This is a genomic window from Alloprevotella sp. Lung230 (assembly GCF_014385435.1).
In the GTDB taxonomy this organism is placed as follows: domain Bacteria; phylum Bacteroidota; class Bacteroidia; order Bacteroidales; family Bacteroidaceae; genus Alloprevotella.
Map to the genome: position 1 here is coordinate 100304 of NZ_JACSUD010000003.1, position 20330 is coordinate 120633.

General features: G+C 56.9%; 13 protein-coding genes. 7 read left to right on the forward strand and 6 right to left on the reverse strand.

The features are described from left to right. Positions 1–203 precede the first annotated feature (203 nt). The 4 genes from H8527_RS03320 (at position 204) to H8527_RS03335 (ending at position 7589) form a co-directional block, all read left to right on the forward strand. Positions 204–2990, forward strand: coding sequence for a putative LPS assembly protein LptD (locus H8527_RS03320; RefSeq protein ID WP_222935102.1), 2787 nt, complete (start codon positions 204–206; stop codon positions 2988–2990). A 238-nt stretch (positions 2991–3228) separates the two neighbouring features. After that, positions 3229–3960 (forward strand): BACON domain-containing protein, encoded by a 732-nt coding sequence (locus tag H8527_RS03325; protein ID WP_187545578.1) that lies wholly within the window; start codon positions 3229–3231, stop codon positions 3958–3960. Between the two features lie 86 nt (positions 3961–4046). Then, complete coding sequence (locus H8527_RS03330; protein ID WP_187545579.1) at positions 4047–6266, forward strand: S8 family peptidase; 2220 nt, start codon at positions 4047–4049, stop codon at positions 6264–6266. A gap of 396 nt (positions 6267–6662) precedes the next feature. After that, complete coding sequence (locus H8527_RS03335) at positions 6663–7589, forward strand: LysR substrate-binding domain-containing protein (protein WP_187545581.1); 927 nt, start codon at positions 6663–6665, stop codon at positions 7587–7589. Positions 7590–7941: 352 nt separating this feature from the next. On the opposite strand, the gene H8527_RS03340 is transcribed toward H8527_RS03335, so the two are convergent. The 6 genes from H8527_RS03340 to H8527_RS10015 form a co-directional block, all read right to left on the reverse strand. Then, the gene (locus tag H8527_RS03340; protein ID WP_187545583.1) at positions 7942–9492 is read right to left on the reverse strand and encodes a bifunctional response regulator/alkaline phosphatase family protein; all 1551 of its coding nucleotides are present in this window, start codon (positions 9490–9492) and stop codon (positions 7942–7944) included. Between the two features lie 36 nt (positions 9493–9528). Then, the gene (locus tag H8527_RS03345; RefSeq protein WP_187545585.1) at positions 9529–10080 is read right to left on the reverse strand and encodes a CvpA family protein; all 552 of its coding nucleotides are present in this window, start codon (positions 10078–10080) and stop codon (positions 9529–9531) included. A gap of 27 nt (positions 10081–10107) precedes the next feature. Next, positions 10108–11241, reverse strand: a complete 1134-nt coding sequence (locus H8527_RS03350; protein WP_187545586.1) for a DNA polymerase III subunit delta — start codon at positions 11239–11241, stop codon at positions 10108–10110. A gap of 101 nt (positions 11242–11342) precedes the next feature. After that, entirely contained in the window at positions 11343–12293 is a 951-nt protein-coding gene (gene metF / locus H8527_RS03355; protein ID WP_187545588.1) for a methylenetetrahydrofolate reductase [NAD(P)H], read from the reverse strand. Between the two features lie 275 nt (positions 12294–12568). Continuing rightward, positions 12569–13492 (reverse strand): MlaD family protein, encoded by a 924-nt coding sequence (locus tag H8527_RS03360; RefSeq protein WP_187545590.1) that lies wholly within the window; start codon positions 13490–13492, stop codon positions 12569–12571. A gap of 546 nt (positions 13493–14038) precedes the next feature. Continuing rightward, a complete protein-coding gene (locus H8527_RS10015; RefSeq protein ID WP_370539223.1) occupies positions 14039–15766 on the reverse strand; it encodes an N-acetylmuramoyl-L-alanine amidase in 1728 nt (575 codons plus the stop codon). Positions 15767–16728: 962 nt separating this feature from the next. Here H8527_RS10015 and H8527_RS03370 point away from each other — a divergent pair. The 3 genes from H8527_RS03370 (at position 16729) to tnpA (ending at position 20015) form a co-directional block, all read left to right on the forward strand. Continuing rightward, the gene (locus H8527_RS03370; RefSeq protein WP_187545677.1) at positions 16729–17298 is read left to right on the forward strand and encodes a DUF3575 domain-containing protein; all 570 of its coding nucleotides are present in this window, start codon (positions 16729–16731) and stop codon (positions 17296–17298) included. A gap of 91 nt (positions 17299–17389) precedes the next feature. Then, complete coding sequence (locus H8527_RS03375; RefSeq protein WP_187545591.1) at positions 17390–18829, forward strand: DUF3868 domain-containing protein; 1440 nt, start codon at positions 17390–17392, stop codon at positions 18827–18829. Positions 18830–19559: 730 nt separating this feature from the next. Then, positions 19560–20015 carry an IS200/IS605 family transposase gene (tnpA, locus tag H8527_RS03380; protein ID WP_187545593.1) on the forward strand — a complete coding sequence of 152 codons (456 nt, stop codon included), beginning with the start codon at positions 19560–19562 and terminating at the stop codon, positions 20013–20015. Positions 20016–20330: the final 315 nt, after the last annotated feature.

Below are 20330 nucleotides of genomic sequence, written 5' to 3' on the forward strand. Positions count from 1 at the left end.
TCTTCCACTTTCATCCTTCTCTCCCTTTGCCACACCACAGTTTTCCCCGCTTCTGTTTCCGCCTCCTCTTGTGGGGCATCCTGCTTCTGCTCACGGGCTGTGGCCTCGGGCGTGACGGACACGAAGCGCCGGACATCCTCACCCCCGCGACACCCCTGGGGTTGAACCCCTCGGTAGCTTCGAACCCGACAGCCCCGACAGCGATGCCGACAGACAGTCTGCATCCCGAAGCCCCGGCCGCGGCCGCCCTGCCCGACAGCGTGCTGCGCGCTCGGAGCGACAGTGCCACGGCCGCCCTGCTCGACAGTCTGCGCGGCCGCCTGAAGCGCGACACCACGATTGCCGTGTTTCACTACACCGACACCGTGGCGGCCGACACCACCCGTCGAAAGACCGGACTTGAAGCGCCAGTGGACTACACCGCCACCGACTCCCTCGTCTACGATGCCGCCACGGGATTTGCCCATCTCTACGGCGACGCGAAGGTGAACTATCAGAACATGGCCCTCACGGCCGACTACATCCGGATGAACCTCGACTCCAACCTCGTGCACGCCAGCGGGGTGGAGGATTCGCTCACCCACGAACTCAAAGGGAAGCCCATTTACAAGCAAGGGAGCGAGGAGTACGAGAGCGAACGCATGTCGTTCAACTTCAAGACGAAAAAGGGCTTCATCCAAAACGTCAAGACCACCCAGGGCGAAGGCTTCATGCGCTCGGCCGACTCGAAGCGCTCCAACGACGGCTACTTCTACCTCCAAAACGCGGAGTACACCACCTGCGACGCCGATCACCCCCACTTCTGCCTCCGACTCACCCGCGCGAAAGTGAGTCCGGGGAAAGAAACTTTTTTCGGTCCGGCCTATCTCGTTGTGGCCGACGTGCCCCTCCCGCTGGCCGTTCCCTACGGATTTTTCCCCTTCAACCGCTCCTACTCCTCGGGACTCATCATGCCCACCTACGGCGAAGAGACTTCCCGCGGTTTCTACCTGCGCGACGGCGGCTACTACTTCGCCCTCTCCGACCGCATGGACCTCAAACTCCTCGGCGAACTCTACACCAAAGGATCCTGGGGTGTGTCGGCCGAGAGCAACTACACCCACCGCTATCGCTATCGCGGCAATGTCTACGTGTCGTACCTCACCACCGTGACGGGCGACAAGAACATGCCCGACTACTCCAAGGAGACGAGCCTCAAAGTGCAGTGGAACCACTCGTCCGACGCCAAGGCCAACCCCAACACCACCTTCTCGGCGCGCGTCAATTTTGCCACGCAAAACTACGAGCGGAGCAACCTCAACTCGATGTACAACCCGCTGAGTTACACCCAGTCCACCCGCGCCTCGTCGGTGAGCTTCACCCACGCCGTCCCCTCCCTCGGACTCAGCCTCTCGGGCTCCACCAACATCACGCAAAACATGCGCAACAACACGCTCGACGTGACCCTGCCCGACCTCTCCATCTCCGTGGCCCGCTTCTATCCCCTGCGTCGCCGCAAAGCCGTGGGCAAAGAGCGGTGGTATGAGAAAATCTCCATGTCCTACTCCGGACAAATCACCAACTCCATCTCCACCACCGAAAGCCGCCTCTTCAAGTCCAGCCTCGTGCGTGACTGGCGCAACGGCATGAACCACCGCATCCCCATCGATGCCAACTTCCAACTGTTCAAATACATCAACATCTCGCCCACCCTCAGCCTGAGCGGACGCACCTACATGAAGCGCCAACAGAAGAGTTGGAACACCGCCACGCAGTCCGAAGAGGTACGCGACGAGACGGGCTTCTACAACCTCTACGACTGGAACGCTTCGGTCGGTGCGAACACCACCCTCTACGGATTCTACAAGCCGTGGCGCAAACTCTTCGGCGACCATGTCCAGGCCATCCGCCACGTCATCAAGCCCACGGTGAGCTTCTCCTATGCGCCCGACTTCACGCAGGAAAGCTACGGCTACACCACCCACTACGTCAAGACCGATGCTTCGGGCAACGTATCGCTCGTGCCCTACTCGCCCTATGCCAACGGCGCTTTCGGCTATCCCAACAGTCCGCGACAGGGGAGCGTGGCCCTCTCCCTCTCCAACAATCTGGAGATGAAGGTCAAGTCGGAACGCGACACCAGCGGCTACCGGAAGATTTCCCTCATCGACGAACTCTCCGGATCCATCTCCTACAACCTCGCTGCCAAGACCCGTCCGTGGAGCGACCTCTCCATGCGCGTGCGCCTCAAATTCACCAAAAGCTACACCTTCTCCATGGCGGCCACCTTTGCCACCTATGCCTACGAGATCGACCCCAACACGGGCAACGTCTACGTGGGCGACCGCACCGAGTGGAGCTACGGCCGCTTCGGCCGCTTCCAGGGCATGAGCCAAAACCTCTCCTATACCCTCAACAACAAGAAACTCATGACTTTCTTCGGCCTCCTTGCCGGCCGCGGTTGGGACAAAATCTTTGGTGGCGGAGATGACAAAAAAGATGCCCCGCCCCCTCCCGACGAAGACCGCATCGACGACAAGGACATGGACGAGGCCAACGTCGACCCCATCCTGCGCCACAATGCCAAGAAGACCGACAAGAAGGTGAAGGCCGATGTCGACCCCGACGGCTATCTGGCGTTCTCCATGCCCTGGAACCTCACGTTCTCCTACGGCGTGACGATGCGCGAAGACCGGAGCAAACCCATCCGCCGCAGCAACATGCGCTATCCCTTTGCCTTCACCCACTCCCTCAACATGAGTGGCAACATCACGCTGGCCAAGGGCTGGAACATCACTTTCTCTTCGGGCTACGACTTCAATTTCCACAAACTCTCGATGACCACGGCAGGGCTCTCCCGCGACCTCCACTGCTTCGAGATGTCGTGCAACATCGTGCTGCGCCCTTACTCTTCCTTCAACTTCTCCTTCCGCGCCCGCTCCTCACAGTTGGCCGATGCCCTCCGCTACGAAAAGCGCAGTGCCTACTCCTCCAACATCGACTGGTACTAAGTCGGTAGACGAGTGGACCGGTAGATTGGTTAATCGGTAGACTGGTAGATTGGTTAATCGGTAGACTGGTAGATTGGTTAATCGGTAGACCGGTAGATTGGTTAATCGGTAGATTGGTTAATTGGTAGACCGGTAGATTTGTAGACCGGCAAGCCCATTGACCTCATCTGCTGCTTCACCGCCTCCACAACACACACCGAAGCCCCATTTTTTTAACTTTCAAAATACCACAATTCCTATGAAAACCCTTTTCACCCTCGTCAGCGTACTGCTGCTTTGCGCCGGCCTGACCACCTCGTGCGACCTTGACAGCAAAAACGAACGCCATCAGACGCTCTTCTTTCCACAGTCGCCCCGCGGTCGTATCCTCTATGCCGACCAAACGCTCGACACCCTCCGCGTCTTTTCCTACGACTCCTGGCGTCTCACCGGTGTCTACGAGCAACCCAAGACCGAATGGTTCAGCGTGACGCCCGACAAGGCCGACATCCCGGCCAACTACGTGGGCAACCACCGCATCTCCATCCGCACCACCCCCAACACCACCGCGACCACCCGCACCGGCGGATTGCGCCTCGTCACCACCTTTGCCGAGTTTGGCACGCTGGGCATGCCGGTGCGCCAACTGGCCTATCTCAACATCCTGCGCCCCGTGGCCACTTTCCCACTGGGCACTGATGGAAAACCCTCCACGCAGCCCGTCTTCATCGAAACGGTGGCGGCCACGGCCTCGACCGACAACCACATCGACTTCGTGCTCTACGATGAAAACACCGCCGCCCACACCCTCACTTCCGATGCGGCTTGGCTCACCATCGGCACCATCGATGGCGGCCTCAAAGCGGGCAAAAACGTGGCGAAACTCAACATCGAGGCCAACCTCGCCACCACGCCCCGAACGGCCACCCTCACCCTCACCTCTGCCGGCGTGAGCAACGTCATCACCATCACCCAGCAGGGGAAAAAGTAATCCCCTCGCAGCATCCACCCTCGCCGAAAGCCTTGACGTGCCTACGGCGGGGGTGCATCTACTCTTCACTCTACTAAACTATGCCCATGTCTCGAAATTCCCTCCTCCTCGCCTTGGCCTTTGCCCCGATACTGCTCGCGGCCCAAACGCCCACGACCGACACCAAACTTGACGGCGGACTCAGCGCCTTGCTGACCAAATACAGCCGGCAGCGCGCCACCCGAGGCACCATCGCCGACACCCTCCACTACGGTCCCGAGGCCTATGCCGCCCATGAGCCTCTCCCCACCACGCTCGTCGTGACCGATGCCGATGCTGTCGTGGCGCGCATTCAGGCCGACGGCCACGAGGCCACAGCCGTCACCGCTACTTACGTGGCTGCCCACTTCCCCTTGTCCTATCTGCCCACCCTCTCCGATATGCCTGAGGTGAAGCGTGTGTCATTGGCACGCAGCTTCCGTCCCTTGATGAAAACAGCACGCGAGGACACGGGGGTCGATCGCATCCAAGCCGGCACAGGACTGAAAACACCCTTTACCGGAAAGGGGGTTGTGCTCGGTGTCATCGATCAGGGATTTCAGTACAACCACATTGCCTTTCAGGACAAGGACGGCAAAACCCGCCTGCGTGCCATTTGGGACATGGCGAAATCGGGCACAAAACCCACGGAAATCACCAACGGCGTGCTGCCCGCTGCACACGACACCTACACCAAGATGACGCACGCCACCCACGTGACCAACATCGCTGCAGGGTCTGTTTTGAACACGCCCAACGATCTCCATGGGGTGGCTCCCGAAGCCGAAATCATCATGATACCTTCCACGTTCAATAATTCCGACGTGGCCAAAGCCGTGAAGTACGTCAAGGATTTCGCCGAAAAGGAAAGCAAACCTTGGGTGGTGAACATGAGTTTCGGTTCCGACATCGGCCCGCACGACGGTATGACCGACTATGACCAAGCAGTTTCCCAACTCACCGGCAAGGGAGGATTCATTGCGGCTGCCATGGGCAACGAAAATATGCTGAACCTCCACGCCTCCGGTGTGGTGAGTACCGATTCGACCCGCTATGTCTTTTTTGATTTTGACGACAAAGATAAAAAGGATTGGATTACCATCGATCTTTGGAATCAAAACACCGATGGCAAGCCTCACCTCAAAATCACGCCTTTGGTCTACACGAACGGAAAGGTAGAGGAAAAAGACGAAGCCTATTTGGCCAAGGTGGGTTCTGAAAGTCCAATATACGAGTTGAGCGACATTTCCGGCAAAGAGCATCACCAATACTTTGTGCGCCTCGACAACATCCGTACGGATTTGGGGAAGCCTGCTGCCAAGTTTGGATTGAAACTCGAACTGATTTCTGGAGAAACCCAACCGCAAACCGTTCACCTTTGGACGAATGTGGGCTATGGCGTGGTCTCCTACGTGCGTTTGGGCAAAGACACCCCCCTTGTGCTCAAAGGCGACAATGACTATCTCGTGGCGGAAGGGGCAGCCAGTATTCCTACCGCCATCTCCGTGGGGGCTTACACGGCCGCCAACACTTACTACTCCTACAATGCAAAAACGACATACGGCTGGAAATCGGCTGAAGTGGGCTACAAAGCCCCCTTCTCCAACAACGGCCCTTCGCTAAACCCCAACCCGCTCTATGCGAAGCCGGTCGTGACAGCACCCGGTGTGTTGGTGAGCAGCGCCTTCAATGCCTTCGATTCTTCAATCAATAAAACCTCTTCCAATCGCATCACCGATGTGGTAAATGTGGGCACAACGCGATATTATTACGGCGTGGACAGCGGCACGTCCATGGCTTCGCCCTTCGTGGCGGGCGTGCTCTGCCTTTGGCTCGAAGCCAACCCTCATCTCGACTACGCACAGGTGGTGGACATCATCAAAAAGTCCTCCCGCCGCGATGAGTTTTTCAACATCACCAAGCTCAAGGCCGACGACCCCAACGAAATCTGGACAAAAGAGATGGGCTACGGGCGCATCGATGCCTACGCCGGCTTGAAGCTCGCCCTCACCACCGCCACCGCAGTGGAGCGCGTGTCCAACAGCACCACGCCCGTCACCTTCAGTATGCGTCCCGGCGAGTGGCGACTCCTCTTCAACAATGCCGAGCGCACGGCCCACATCAGTGTCCATGCCCTCGACGGCCGCCTGGTCGAAACTCGCCATCTCAGCGGTGTTCAGCAGGGACAGGAAGAGGTGATTCCACTCGGCCACTATGCGCCCGGCACCTACTTGCTCAACATCCGCACCGCTGCCACCGCCACCACCCACCGCGTCCTCGTGCGCTAAGCGCTTCGAGGATAGCCATCTCCTCTGCCAAAAAGCCCATCCCTGCCTTTGGGGCGGGCTTTTTGGAATAAATGGCGAAGTATGTCTTTTCATCCGGCATCGGCGGCGTAAGATGAGATAGCCGATAGGACACCACCTCCTCTTTATTTTACATCAAGCGACGCCTACCGAAAAAACGACGCAGACAGCGATTTTTCACCGCCTTAGGAGGTAGAAAAAATGATCTCAGAGGTAGATTTTTTTATCTCTGAGGTAGAAAAAACTATCTCTGAGCTTTTTTCGACCGGCTTTCCCTCCGCTTTTTTCGACCGCCGACCGGTGCAAAATTGCTCCCTTTGGCGTGACTGCCCACCGACGTGGGCGCGGAGGCTTTTCTTATGCTTACCTTTTCTAATCATGACCCTTCAACAACTTGAATATGTGGTGGCGGTGGCCGAACATCGCCACTTTCTCAAAGCCGCAGAGGCTTGCCGTGTGACCCAACCCACGCTCAGCGCAATGGTGCAAAAACTGGAAGAAGAGTTGGGCGTGAAGATTTTCGACCGCCGTCAGAAACCGCTGGCACTCACGCCGGTGGGCGGACTGGTGGTGGAGCAGGCGCGGCAAATGTTGGCGCAGGCGCGCACCTTGCGGGAACGTATCGATGAGGCTGCCCACAGCCTCGGCGGCGTGTTGCGCATCGGCGTGTTGCCCACCATCGCGCCTTACCTCATTCCCCGCTGCTACGCCCAACTGGGGGCGCAACTTCCACAACTCGAACTCCATATTGCCGAGATGAAGACGGCCGACATCAAAGCCGCGCTGCTTCGCGGCGATCTCGATGCGGGCATTTTGGCGCAGATAGACGGGTTGGAGGAGATGGAGGCGCATACGCTCTTCTACGAACAGTATTTTGTCTATGCTTCGCCCGAAAGTCCGCTCCACGGCCATTCCTCCGTGCGTACGGCCGATCTGCGCACAACGCCCCTTTGGCTGCTCGACGAGGGGCATTGCTTCCGCGACCAACTGGTGAAGTTCTGCCAACTCAAAGGCGCGGAGGAAAGTCAGCGCTGCTACAAGTTGGGCAGCATTGAGACCTTTATGCGCATGGTGGAGAGCGGGGTGGGTGCCACGTTCATTCCCGAACTTTGTGTCATGCAGCTCCCCGAATCCCGCCGTAGTCTGGTGCGTCCCTTTGCCGTTCCCGTCCCCACGCGTGAGGTGGTGATGCTCACCGCGCCCGACTTCGTGCGCCGCACCCTTTTGGAGCGCATCATCGACATCATTCGCAACAGTCTGCCACACGAGATGCTCCGCCTCAATGTGTCGCAGAAAAGTGTGTAACGCTTTTGTCCTTTGAGGACTAAGAGAAAGATTCTTATGGTCGGCTTTTGCTATCTGTGCATTGTCTTTTTGAAAGAAAAATGTTAAAAGTGAAATCTTTCTGCCACTTTTTTAGGTGGAATACTTGCAGATTGATAGAAAAGCGCTACCTTTGCACTGTGTTTTTCATAGTATTAGATTTAAGGTTAACAAGGTTGGGATACAGTGGTATCCCATTTTTTTTGCCCTAATGCGAACCCCGCCTTTTCTCCCTCCTTTGCAGAGAACGATACATAGGCCGCAGGCCATACCCCCCAACGCACAATGCCACCTCAATCGGGTGGCGTTGTGCGTTGGGGGGAGCGTGTGTGGACTATCGGGCTTTGGGGCGTAAGGTGATGAGGGGAATGATCATCTCCTCCATCGAGATGCCGCCGTGCTGGAAGGTGTTGCGATAGTACTGCACGTAGTAGTTGTAATTGTTGGGATAGGCGAAAAAGCGCGACCCTAAGGCAAAAATGTAGGCTGTGGAGAGGTTCGGCGTCGGCAGGAAGAAGCGTTTCGGCTCTTTGATTTCAAACACCTCCTTGGCGGGGTAGTTGAGGTTACGGCCGAGCTTGTAGCGCAGGTTGGTGTTGACATTGCGGTCGCCGATGACCTTCGTGGGCGAATCGACACGGATAGAGCCGTGGTCGGTGGTGAGGACGATGTCGGCATCCAAGGCCGAAAGACGGCGGAACAGTTCGCGCATGCCGGTGTGCCGAAACCAAGAGAGCGTGATGGAGCGGTAGGCCGCTTCGTTAGAGGCCAGTTCGCGCACCATGCGGCTTTCGGTGCGGGCATGGGAGAGGATGTCGATAAAGTTGATGACCAGCACGTTGAGCGAATGCTGTTTCAGCGTGTTGAAGCCGGCCAGCAAATGGTCGACAGCAGCAGAATCGTTGAGCTTGTGGTAGGAGAATGATTCCTTGCGGTGCAGGCGCTCCATTTGGTGGGCAATGAGGGCTTCCTCGTTGAGGTTTTTGCCCTCGTCTTCATCTTCTTCCACCCAAAGTTCGGGGTGTTTTTCCTTGATTTGCAGCGGCATCAATCCAGAGAAGATGGCGTTGCGCGCGTATTGGGTGGAGGTGGGAAGGATGGAGTAGTAGAGGTCTTCGTCAAGGTCGAACTCGTCGGCCAGTTCGGCAGCGAGCATCCGCCATTGGTCGTAGCGGAAATTGTCCAGCACGAGGAACACCACGCGGCGGCCTTCGGCGAGTCGGGGGAAGACGGCGTGGCGCATCACGTCGGGCGATAGGGTGGGGCGGTCGGCAGAGGAGGTGAGCCACGACTCATAGTGTTTCTTGACAAACTTAGCAAAGGCGGCGTTCGCCTCTTCCTTTTGCAAGCGGAGCATTTCGCCCATCGCAGGGTCGGCATTCTCTTCCAACTGCAACTCCCAAGCGACCAAGCGGCGGTAGAGGTCTTTCCACGCTTCGGTATCGCGCGCATCGTCCATTTGCAGGGAGATTTGCGCAAAGTCCTGCCGATAACCGGTCTGGGTTTGCTCCTGCACAATCTCACGCTGGTGGATATTCTTCTTCAGCGTGAGGAGAATCTGCATCGGATTGACAGGCTTGAGGAGGTAGTCGGCAATTTGCGCCCCGATGGCTTGGTCCATCAGGTCTTCGGCCTCGTTTTTCGTGACCATCACCACGGGAAGCGTGGGACAAACGGCCTTGATTTGACTGAGGGTTTCCAGTCCGGAGAGTCCGGGCATGTTTTCGTCGAGCAAGACGAGGTCGTAATCACCTTCCTTGCAGAGGTCGATGGCATCGCGGCCGTTGGAAGTGGTGGTGACTTCGTAGCCGCGCTTTTCGAGGAAGATGCAATGGGCTTTGAGGAGGTCGATTTCGTCGTCGACCCAGAGAAGACGTGCGCTCATCGGGAGGGAAACTAAGGGAGGGAACGATAGCGGATTTTAGTGTTTGCGGACGTCGACCCACGTAGTGTCGGCCGCAGTGGAGGCATCGTGGATGCTGTCGGAGGAGTCGGCCGCGGGCGTGTCTTCGCTGCCGAGGAGGGTGTGCGTCACGGCCGAAAATCCGCTCGACAGCGGGGCGTAGAGCACACTCCCGCGGGTGCGGTCGGCATGGAGCAGACCCAGCGCGGAGAGGACACTGAGGATGCAGCCGATGAGGATGCTGAATTTAATCAAGCTCACCACGCTGCCCAGTGCACTGTTGATCCACCCGAGTTGGAGGGCTTTGACGGCACCCGTGAGGAGGTTGGCCACCAGACCGAGGACAATGGGCGTGGCCACCCAAAGGAGGAGGAAGGCCACGATGGAGGTCGTCATGTTGGCCTGGCTGCCTTCGACAGCCAGGTAGCTGCCGAGCCACTTGTAGGCGAGGGACGCCACGAGCAGTCCCACGAGATAGCCGGCGGTGGAGAGGAGTTCGCGAATGAGGCCGTTGCGCCAACCCGAAATGAGCGCCCAGACGATGACGAGGGCAAGGAAGATGTCGAGCATAAGTAGGTAAGTTTTTTTGAGGAAATGTCACTGAATGAGGAGCACAATCATTTTGAGGGCGAAATCGAAGAACACCATCCGCGGATTGACATTCTGCATAATGTCGCGCTGCGCCAAAGCCAGTTCTTCACTGATGCCGATGACGTTGCGCTCGTTGATGAAGCGCGCAAAATTGGTGGAGAATGCCTCTTCTTCCTGCGTGAGGTAGTTGAGCTGCGGCAGGCGGAAATTGTAGACGAAGTTTTCGCGCACCAACCGCTGTGCGTACTCGAGAAACGCCTTTTGGCGTTCGCGACCCCAACTGCTGAGCTGTTCGCTCCAAGCGTGCATTTCCTTGATGTCGCGCAGGTAACATTTGCGCATGAGCAGGATGAACATGTCGAGAAATTCGCGCTCCTCGTTGCTCACCGAGATTTGGCGCAACGCACGGGTGTAGCTGCCGGCAGCGATGTGGGCGATGCGAGCCGCGTCGGGTGCAGAGAGTCCGCGCTCCTGCTCAAGGGCGGCGGCGATGTCGGCTTCGGGAATGACCTTCACGTCGATGCGCTGTGTGCGCGAACGGATGGTGGTGATGATGCGTTCGGGCTGGTTGGAGCAGAGGAGGAAGAGGGTTTGCTGCGGTGGCTCTTCGAGGAGTTTGAGCATTTTGTTGGCGCACGCCTCGTTCATCAGTTCGGGCAGCCAAATGATGACGATTTTATAGCCTCCTTGTGCCGAAACCAAACTAACCTTGCGGAGGATGGCTTCGCTTTCGTCGGCGAAAATCTGCGGTTGCTGATTGGCAATGCCCATGCGCTCTTCCCACATGGCAAGGTCGAAATAGGGCGTTTCGAGGAGCATCTCGCGCCACTCTTTGAGCCACATGTCGCTCACGGAGCGTGTGCTGCTCGTGCTTTTGATGGTGGGAAACACAAAATGGAGGTCGGGATGCGCCAAGGTGCGGCTCATGGCGCAACCGTGGCAGTGGCCGCAGGGTTGCGTCTGTCCGTCGGTCCCGTCGTGTTGTGGGGTTTCGCAGAGCAGGAGTCGGGCAAAATCGAGGGCAATCGCCATCTTTCCGCATCCCTCAGGGCCTGCCAGCAGTAGGGCGTGGGGGATGCGGTTGTCCGCATAGAGTTTGCGCAGATGAGCGACAACGGAAGTTTGGGCAATGGGGAGCATATCAGGGGGGAAAGATTGGGAGGTAGCCGTGAGGCGATGCGGAGGATACAGCCACTTTTTTTGAGGCGCCGCCGAGGGAAGGTCGAGAGCACGCACCGCTCTCAATACACCTGTGGGGCAATCTGAGCGATGCTGTCCACGGCACTCACGGTGTAGAAGTGGATGGAAGGGACGCCGTGGGCGATGAGGTCGCGACATTGTTCGACGGCCCACTCGATGCCCACCTGCTTCACCGCCTCGTCGGTGGTGCAACGGAAGAGTTCGTGGGCCAAAGGTTCCGGCAGGTCGCAGCGGAAAGTCTTGGGCACGAGGGTGAGTTGCGAGAGTTTGCTGAGGGGCTTGATGCCCGGGATGATGGGCACCGTGATGCCCGCCTTGCGGCAGCGGTCGACAAATCGGTAGTAGGCCGCGTTGTCGTAGAAAAGTTGCGTCACACCGTAGTCGGCCCCCAGCTCCACCTTGCGCTTGAACATCTGGAAGTCGCTCTCCAGATTGGGGGCTTCTTCGTGCTTTTCGGGATAGCACGCCACACCGTAGGAGAAGGGCTGCCCCGGCTGTCGGATGGGCGTGCCGTCGACAAATCGCCCGGCGTTGAACTCGTTCACCTGCATTTGCAGGTCGGTGGTGTGGGCGTGTCCGCCTTCAGTGGGGTGGAACACGGCGTCTTCCCGCGCCTTGTCGCCTCGGAGCAGGAGGAGGTTTTCGATGCCGAGGATTTGCATGTCGAGCAGTCGGTATTCGATGTCCTCGCGGGTGTAGCCCGAGCAGAGCACGTGGGGCACGAGGGGAATGCCGCATTCGCGCTGCAACACAGCCGCCACGGCCACGGTGCCGGGACGTCGGCGGGTGTGGAGGCGTTCCATCAGGCCGCCCTCCACCTTGCGGTAGACGTATTCTGCGCGGTGGTTGGTGATGTTGATGTATTTCGGTTCAAATTCGCGCAGGCGGTCGATGGTCTTGCGCAGGCCGTCGATGCCGTTGCCTTTGAGCGGAGGGAGCACTTCGTAGGAGAAAGCGGTACCGTTGCCGGCGATGAGTTCAGGGATGGTCATAGGGGAAAGCTGAGGCGTTTTGGGGTAAAGAAATGCCTGCTCTTCGGGGTTTGTGGCTACAAAAGTACGAAAAAAACGGCACACCCTCTTTCTGGGTTGGGATTATTTAAGGAGTTGCTGACGGAGAGGTGTGGCAAAGGGTTGCACTTTTATCTTGAAAGCACCCTTTCCGCCCTACACAACGAAGCGCACGAAAAAAAGAGCGCTGCGCAGGAAGCACCATCGGTCGATGGCGTTTCCTGCGCAGCGCTTTTTCGTAGGCTCGGTAAGGGGAATCACTTGCTCTTGCGCCCGAAGAGGGAGAAGTGCACGTAGCGTTTGGGATGCGCTTTGAGGTCGATCATCAGGCTGTCGGCGTGGCTCACGGTGCTGTTGAGGCGGTCGTAGAGTTTGCGATCGGCGAGGAAAGCGCCGAGGTTGTTCGTCGGACTGTTGAGCTTCTGGTTCACATCGGTGAGCAGGCTGTTCATTTGTCCTGCCATCGTGTTCACACTTTGGAGCGTACCCTGCACCTCCGCCATCGTCTGTTTCACATTCACTTGCGCGAGTTGTCCGGAGAACGCCTCCGCGTGAGCCGCTGTGCGGTTGAGGTGGCCCATCATTTGCGGCACCTCACGGCCCATCATGCGGTCGAGTTGGGCGCTTGTGGTCTTGAGATTTTCCGAGATTTCGGCCGCATTGGCGAGGGTCTTTTGCAGGGCGGGGTCGCCCGAGAGACGGTTGAGGTTGGTCAGGATACTGTCGAGTTTGGGCAGCATCCGCGCCACATCGGGGATGAGCGCACTGGCTTTGTCCATCGCGCCGGAGTAGAGGCCGCCGTCGATGGTGTCGTGGGGGGCAATGTTGTCCGTGGGGTTGGGGCCGAGCACGAGGTTCATCGTCACGCCGCCCATCAGCGCCACTTCCAGTTCGGCGTGGGTGTTGCGGGGGATGCGCATGTTTTCGTCCAGTTCCACGCGCACCACCACGCCGTTGTTGTCGCCGTAGTTGTAGTCGATGTCGCGCACCGTGCCCACGGGGTAGCCGTTGGCGTAGACGAGGTTCGACACGGCCAGTCCTTTGATGTCCTTAAACTTCACATAGTAGGAGTTGCTCGACTCAAAGACGTTGATGCCTTTCAGAAAGTTGATGCCCACAAACAGCAGCGCCACGGCGGCGATGGCAGTGAGGGCGATTTTTACCTCATTCGTTAGTTTCATTGTGTTGATCGTTTGGTTGCTTTTTGAATATAGGGGTCGGGAAAAAGGAGGTAGAGGGGCGCTCCTCTCTAAGGTGATTGGGCCGATATTCGCCCCCTTCGGGGACGCAGTGCTTGACACGACGGCTTGCCGTAGGTTCATCGGGCTTCGCCCTCTTCGCCTACGGCTATTGAGAGAGGCCCCCTTCGGGGACGGGTGTAGAGGCATCCTGCATACAGGAATACGCGCGAGAAACCAACGCTGCAGGGCGTCATCGACAAACCGATGTACAAACACATCGCAAACCGATGCAGGTGTGCAAATCCCAACGTCGCAGGATGTCCCCGAAGGGGGCGAATTTGAATAGCCGTAGGCGAGGCGGCGCGCAGCGACGACGAACCTACGGAACGTTCAACGCTGCAAAGAACGTCCCCGAAGGGGGCGAATATCGGAAAAATCGCTAAATGGGTAGACCGCTAAATCGGTAGATATATGCCATAGGCATGGGGATGTCCATGACCACAGGTGCGATATCTATATTCGCCCTTTCTCGTCCCGTGGGTTTGTCTATTTTTTTCCTCCTTTCGCCGCTTGGATGGCGCGGTGCAGGTCGGTGCGCACACCATCGGCAAAGGCCACGATAAAGGCTTCGGGGAAGCGGTCGGCCACTGTCTTGCGCAGACGCTTGATTTCGTCGATGTCCGTTGAATGGCCCACGGTGTATTTGTACGTGTTGCCCTCTTGGTAATGCTCCACCTCCGTCAGCCCTTTCAGTGCCGCATCGCCGGTTTTCAGACGCTGGGTGCTGCTCAGGATTTGCACCTTGAAGATGGGAGCTGCCGCGGGCGCACCCTTACCGGCGGTCGTTGCCTCCGGGGCAGCGACCGTGTCTTTCGTGCCCTTCAGACGGGCTTTTTCTGCCTTCTCTGCCTTTCCACTTGGCGCTGCTTTCTCTGTTTTCTCGGCCTTCTCGGCCTTGGCAGACTTCGGGACGGACGGCAGCGGCTTTTCGACTGCGGCGGGTTTTTCCGGTGCTGTTGCGGCCGTCTTTTCGCGCTTCGTGGCCGTGGGCGGCATCGTTTCTGCCTGTGGCGCACTGTTCTTTCGGCCTTTATTCGGGGCAGCGGCCGATGCCATTGTTGCAGCGGCCGGTGCAGGTTTTTCCGGGGTTGTCTTCTTCTCCACCGCCGGCGGTGGGGTGGGGGAGGGCTGCTGGGCTGCTGGCGCCGCCGTCGGACGGAAAGGGCGCGTCGCCACCGGCACCACCTCCGCCACCAAGGGGGCGGCATTTGGATTTGTGGGCAAAACCGGCATGTCGAGACCGGAGGCCGACAGCCCATCGGCACGACCACCCGCATTCGCCGCCGTTTGCAGTGCAGCACTGTGCACCATCTCGGACGCGTTGTCCGCTTTTTCAACTTTCGGCAGCGTCTCGGCCGCAATCTCGGTCAGTGCGGCTGTGGGGGGCGTAGGGGCAGTGTCCTCCGGTGCAGCCTCGTGGTAGGTGTGCTGCTTCTGATAGGTGCGGAAAGCCTTGTAGAGCGATTGCGCGAGGGCCTGCACCCCTTCCGGCGAGTGGAGGAATTTTTCCTCTTCGGGATGCGAGATGAAGCCCACCTCCGTCAGCACCGAGGGCATGGATGTGGCGCGCAGCACGAGAAATCCCGCCTGATGCACCCCCTTGTTCTTCCGTCCCTGCGCGCCATATTGCTGCTGGATGTGGCGGGCAAAGTTCACACTCTGCTGCATGTTGTGGTCCTGCATAAACTCAAAGATGATGTAACTTTCCGCCCGCGATGGGTCGAAATTGTGGTACACCTGCTTGTAGTTGGCCTCCTGCGTGATGACGCTGTTTTCGCGCTTCGCCACTTCCAGATTTTCTGCCGCGCGGTGCATACCGAGGGTGTAGGTTTCTGCCCCCGACACCCCGCCTTTGTTTGTCGCCACGGCGTTGGTGTGGATGGACACGAAGAGGTCGGCCTTGTTGCGGTTGGCGATGTCGGCGCGTCCTTGCAGCGTCACGAACACATCTGTCTTTCGGGTGTAGACCACCTTCACGTCGGGGCAGTTTTGCTCCACGAGTTTGCCGAAAGCCAGTGCCACGTTGAGGTTGATGGTTTTCTCCTGAGTGAGCGCACCCACGGCACCGGCATCCTTTCCGCCGTGTCCGGCATCGATGACCAGTACAAACTGCCGCGCGGCCGCAGCGGTCGTGAGTGGAGTGAGGAGCATCGAGAGGAGAAGGCCGAGGAGGAGCACAAGGCTTCTCCCCATTGTCGTGTGGCGTAGGGGCATGTCAGTGTATGATTTTTTTCGGTAAGTAGGTGTTCGAAATGAATGGATACTATAATTTGTTTCCATTTTTCGTCAAGTCGTCTTTGTGAAGAAGGAGTGTAGCGAACTACACGGCGGATGAGCAAAGGCGAGATGGCGAAAAAGGAAAATAAAGATGGTGTCAAAGTAGAGAACATTCTACAATTAAGATAGCCACGTTTAATTTTGAAGACTTACTTAAATATAGAACTTGTGCGCAAATTTACGTTTTTTTTCTGAGTTGGTGGGATTTGCGTCCGCTCTTTTTTGTTCCTGTGCTTGCTTTTCGCTTTTTTTTCGAGGAGCAACGTCCCGAGAGATGTCCGCTCATAGTGAGGAGAGACGAAGCCAAACGAACCATGGGGAGATCGTCCTGCAGAAGCACGACTATCGTGGGGCAATGTCCTGCCATAAAAGACTTCCCGTCGTGAGGCGCAGACCCCTGCCTCCCCTTTATACCCCTTTTCCGTTTCCCCGCTCTCCAAACTGCATGCCCAATCAAAAAAAACTACCTCAGAGCTGGAAAAAACTACCTCAGAGCCGCGAAAAACTATCTCTGAGGTAGATTTGCCCCCTCCGTATGGCCGTTTTTTCGGCCCTTTCTCCCGCTTTTTTTCTCTCCCTCAAAGGAAACGGTTATTCTCGCGCGCGCATACGAACATTATTATATATCCTCTTTGTGTCGAACGTCGCCGGCCTTCTCCAAGGGGCGTGAAGTTCGCTGAATGGTCGCCGGCGAGCGGAAAATGCATCACTTTTGCAAGATTCTGCCATTCCTAAATTGCAATTTGAGTTGTTTTGTGTTAAATCTTGGATTAGTACGGCTTTTTCTTAATAAAATTAGTCCGTTATTCCGAAAAACACTCTATCTTTGCAGCACTAACGAAAAGTACGACACACACGTCTTAAACATACTGTCCACAAATATGGCACTCACAAGAATAATGAAAAAATGGGGGCTGCTCCTCGTTTTCCTTGCCGGATGCGTCATCAACGCACAAGCGCAACAGGTGGTTCTGAAAAACAACCTCCTCTACGACGCGACTACGACTCCCAACCTTAGTTTGGAAGTCGGCACGGGACGAAAGACGACTTTCGACTTTCAGATAGGCCTCAATCCTTTCAAGTTTGGCAACGATGCCAAACTCAAGCACATCCTCGTGCAGCCCGAGTTTCGCTATTGGACGTGTGAACGCTTTAACGGCTGGTTCTTCGCCGCTCACGCCTTGGGCGGACGCTTCAATGCCGCTAATGTCAAGCTCCCCTTCGGACTCATCAAGGGTTTGCAAGATCATCGCTACGAAGGTTGGTATGTCGGTGGAGGACTAGGCGTCGGTTATCAATGGCCGCTCTCCCGCCGCTGGAGTATGGAAGCCGAATTGGGAGCCGGTTATGTCTACTTTGATTATGACAAATTTCAATGTGGAGAATGTGGCACACGGCTTTCCGATACCCATCGCAACTATTGGGGTGTGACCAAAGCAGCCATTTCTTTTATCTACGTCCTTAAATAATACGTCCTTAAATAAAGCGTCTTTCGCTCAGTTTTTTTCGAAACGCGCATTTCTAAAAGCATTTTCAGCTCCGCAATACACCACTGCTGTCATGAAACTCACCCATAAGCTCCTCGCCCTCTTGCTTTTCGCTACAGCGCTTCCCTTGGCAGCGCAGAAAGGTAAAGCCTATGATGGCCGCCTTACTTTCGATGTTCTCAATATCTCTAAGGCGCACGACACACTCTTTGTCAGCCTCAAAGCTCGCTTGGAGCAAATGAAGCTCCATTCGCGCTCGGCACTTGCCTTGACCCCCGTCATCGTTTCTCCCGATGGCTCACAGCGTCTTCCTCTTGCTCCCACTGTGCTGGGTGGTCGCAACCGCATTATCATGGCGCAGCGCGGACAGTTCTCCGCTCTTGGCGTGGATAAAGATACGCCCATCACGCGTCACCGCAACCGCCGCGACAGCATCCTTGTGATGGACTACGCCATTCCTTATCAGCCGTGGATGCGCAAGGCTCAACTCTTTGTTGAAGAGCAGAGCACCGGCTGCGCCAATTGCGATTTGGGGAACAATAAGTATAAACTCAGCGAGCGACTCCTTAATAATGAGTATGTGCCTAAGTATCAGGTGCTTTATGCCCAGCCGCCCTCGAAGGAAGTCAAGGTGCGCTCCGATAAATTTATCGCCCGCTTCAACTTCCGTGTCAATAAGTACGACCTCATCCCGAAGCTCGGCAACAACCGACGCGAACTCGCTCGTGTGGACAGCGTGGCGCGTGCTGTGCTCGAAAACCCTGACTTCACCGTGCGCAACGTGGCCATCGATGGTTATGCTTCGCCCGAAGGAAACTATGAGGCCAACGTCAACCTCTCGCGCAATCGCGGACAGTCGCTCGTCAACTATCTCGTGCGCAACTACAAGCTTCGCAACAACCTCTTCAATGTGACCGGACACGGAGAAGACTGGGAAGGACTCGAAGAAGCCGTTGCCAAGACGGTCTTCGAAGACCAAGAGAAAGTGATGGACATCTTTGTCAATTATGTGACGGAAAACGAGCGCAAGGCCCAACTCAAAAAGCTGGGTGCCACCTACAAGTTCCTCGTCGACAACGTCTATCCTCCCCTCCGCCGCACCGAATATAAGTTCGTCTACGAAGTGCGTTCCTACTCCTTGGAAGAAGCGAAGGAAATCATCCATCGCCGTCCCGACCTCCTCAGCAAGAGCGAGATGCTCGGTGTGGCTATGTCCTATCCCGAAGGCAGTGAAGAGCGGCAGGCCACGCTCCTCCTCGCCAAGAAGTTCTTCCCCGATGAAGATGTCGTGAAGTTCAACGCCTTGGCCAACCAGCAGATCAACCGTCCCGAGACTGTGACTGCTGCTCAGTTTGGCGAACTCTTCGAAACGCCGGAGTGGAACAACAACATCGGTGTCTTCTTCGGCCAACAAAAAGACTATGCTCGTGCCCTCGAGTTCTTCGAAAAGGCCGGCGACAACCCTGTCGCCAAGACCAATGCCGAAGAAACACGCAAGGCCATGGAGCCATAGCGGATAAATCATCGGGACGCCCACAGCTGCGATATGTACACCGATATTCGCCCCCTTCGGGGACGCACACAGTACACGACCGCTTACCGTAGGCTCATCAGGCTTCGCCCTCTTTACCTACGGACAGCCCAACACCGAAGGAACGCCCCCGAAGGGGACGCCCATCGGATACTCGTAAATCGGTAGACTGGTAAACCGTTACCCATAAACTCCATCGCCGCAGGGAGTCCCCGAAGGGGGCTGCTCTCAATAACCGTAGGCGAGGCGCCGCGCAGCGACGACGAACCTACGGATGCCCAACACCGCAAGGAACGCCCCCGAAGGGGACGCCCATCGGACACTCGTAAATCGGTAGGCTGGTAAACAGTTACCCACAAACTCCATCGCCGCAGGAAGTCCCCGAAGGGGGCTACTCTCAATAACCGTAGGCGAGGCGGCGCGCAGCGACGATGAACCTACGGATGCCGAACACCGCAGGGAACGCCCCCGAAGAGGACGCCCATCGGACACTCGCAAATCGGTAGACTGGTAAACCGTTACCCACAAACTCCATCGCCGCAGGGAGTCCCCGAAGGGGGCAGCTCTCAATAACCGTAGGCGAGGCGGCGCGCAGCGACGACGAACCTACGGACGCCCAACACCGCAAGGAACGCCCCCGCAGGGGACGCCCATCGGACACTCGTAAATCGCTAAACTCATAGATTGGTAAACAACAAAACAAAAATCCGGTATGGCCTATACGCAGATTGTCTACCACATCGTGATACGCCCGAAGGACTCTAAACCGGTGTTCCCACCAGAATATGAACGCGAACTCTTCGCCTATATGGTGGGAGTGCTCCAAGCACGGAAGTCCCATGTCTATCGTATCAATGGTATGCCGGACCACATCCATCTGCTCATCAGCTTACATCCCACGGTCGCCCTCGCCGACTTGGTGCGTGATCTGAAAATCGCCTGCGGAAATTTCCTCCGAAGTCATCCCGACAAATTTCCAAAGTTCACCCTCTGGGGAGAAACTTATGGAGCAGTGACTTGTCGATATGACGACATCGAAACCGTACGACAGTATATCATCCGCCAGAAGGAACACCATACTAAGGTTTCCTTTGCCGATGAGTTTAAGCAATTCCTTGCTGAAAACGGTATCGAACTAGATGCTTACCTGCCGAACTCTACACCCTAAAAATCTTGGAGCACGTTCGGCGCTCATCGGATAGGGTTCTACATCGCCCGATATTCGCCCCCTTCGGGGACGCACATAGTATACGACCGCTTACCGTAGGTTCATCGGGTTTCGCCCTCTTCACCTACGGATGCCCAACACCGCAAGGAACGCCCCCGAAGGGGACGCCCATCGGAAAAAAAGCGGCTACGGCAGAACTCCCATCGGTACGATATGTACACCGATATTCGCCCCCTTCGGGGACGCACACAGTATACGACCGCTTACCGTAGGCTCATCGGGCTTCGCCCTCTTCACCTACGGCTATTCAAAGAA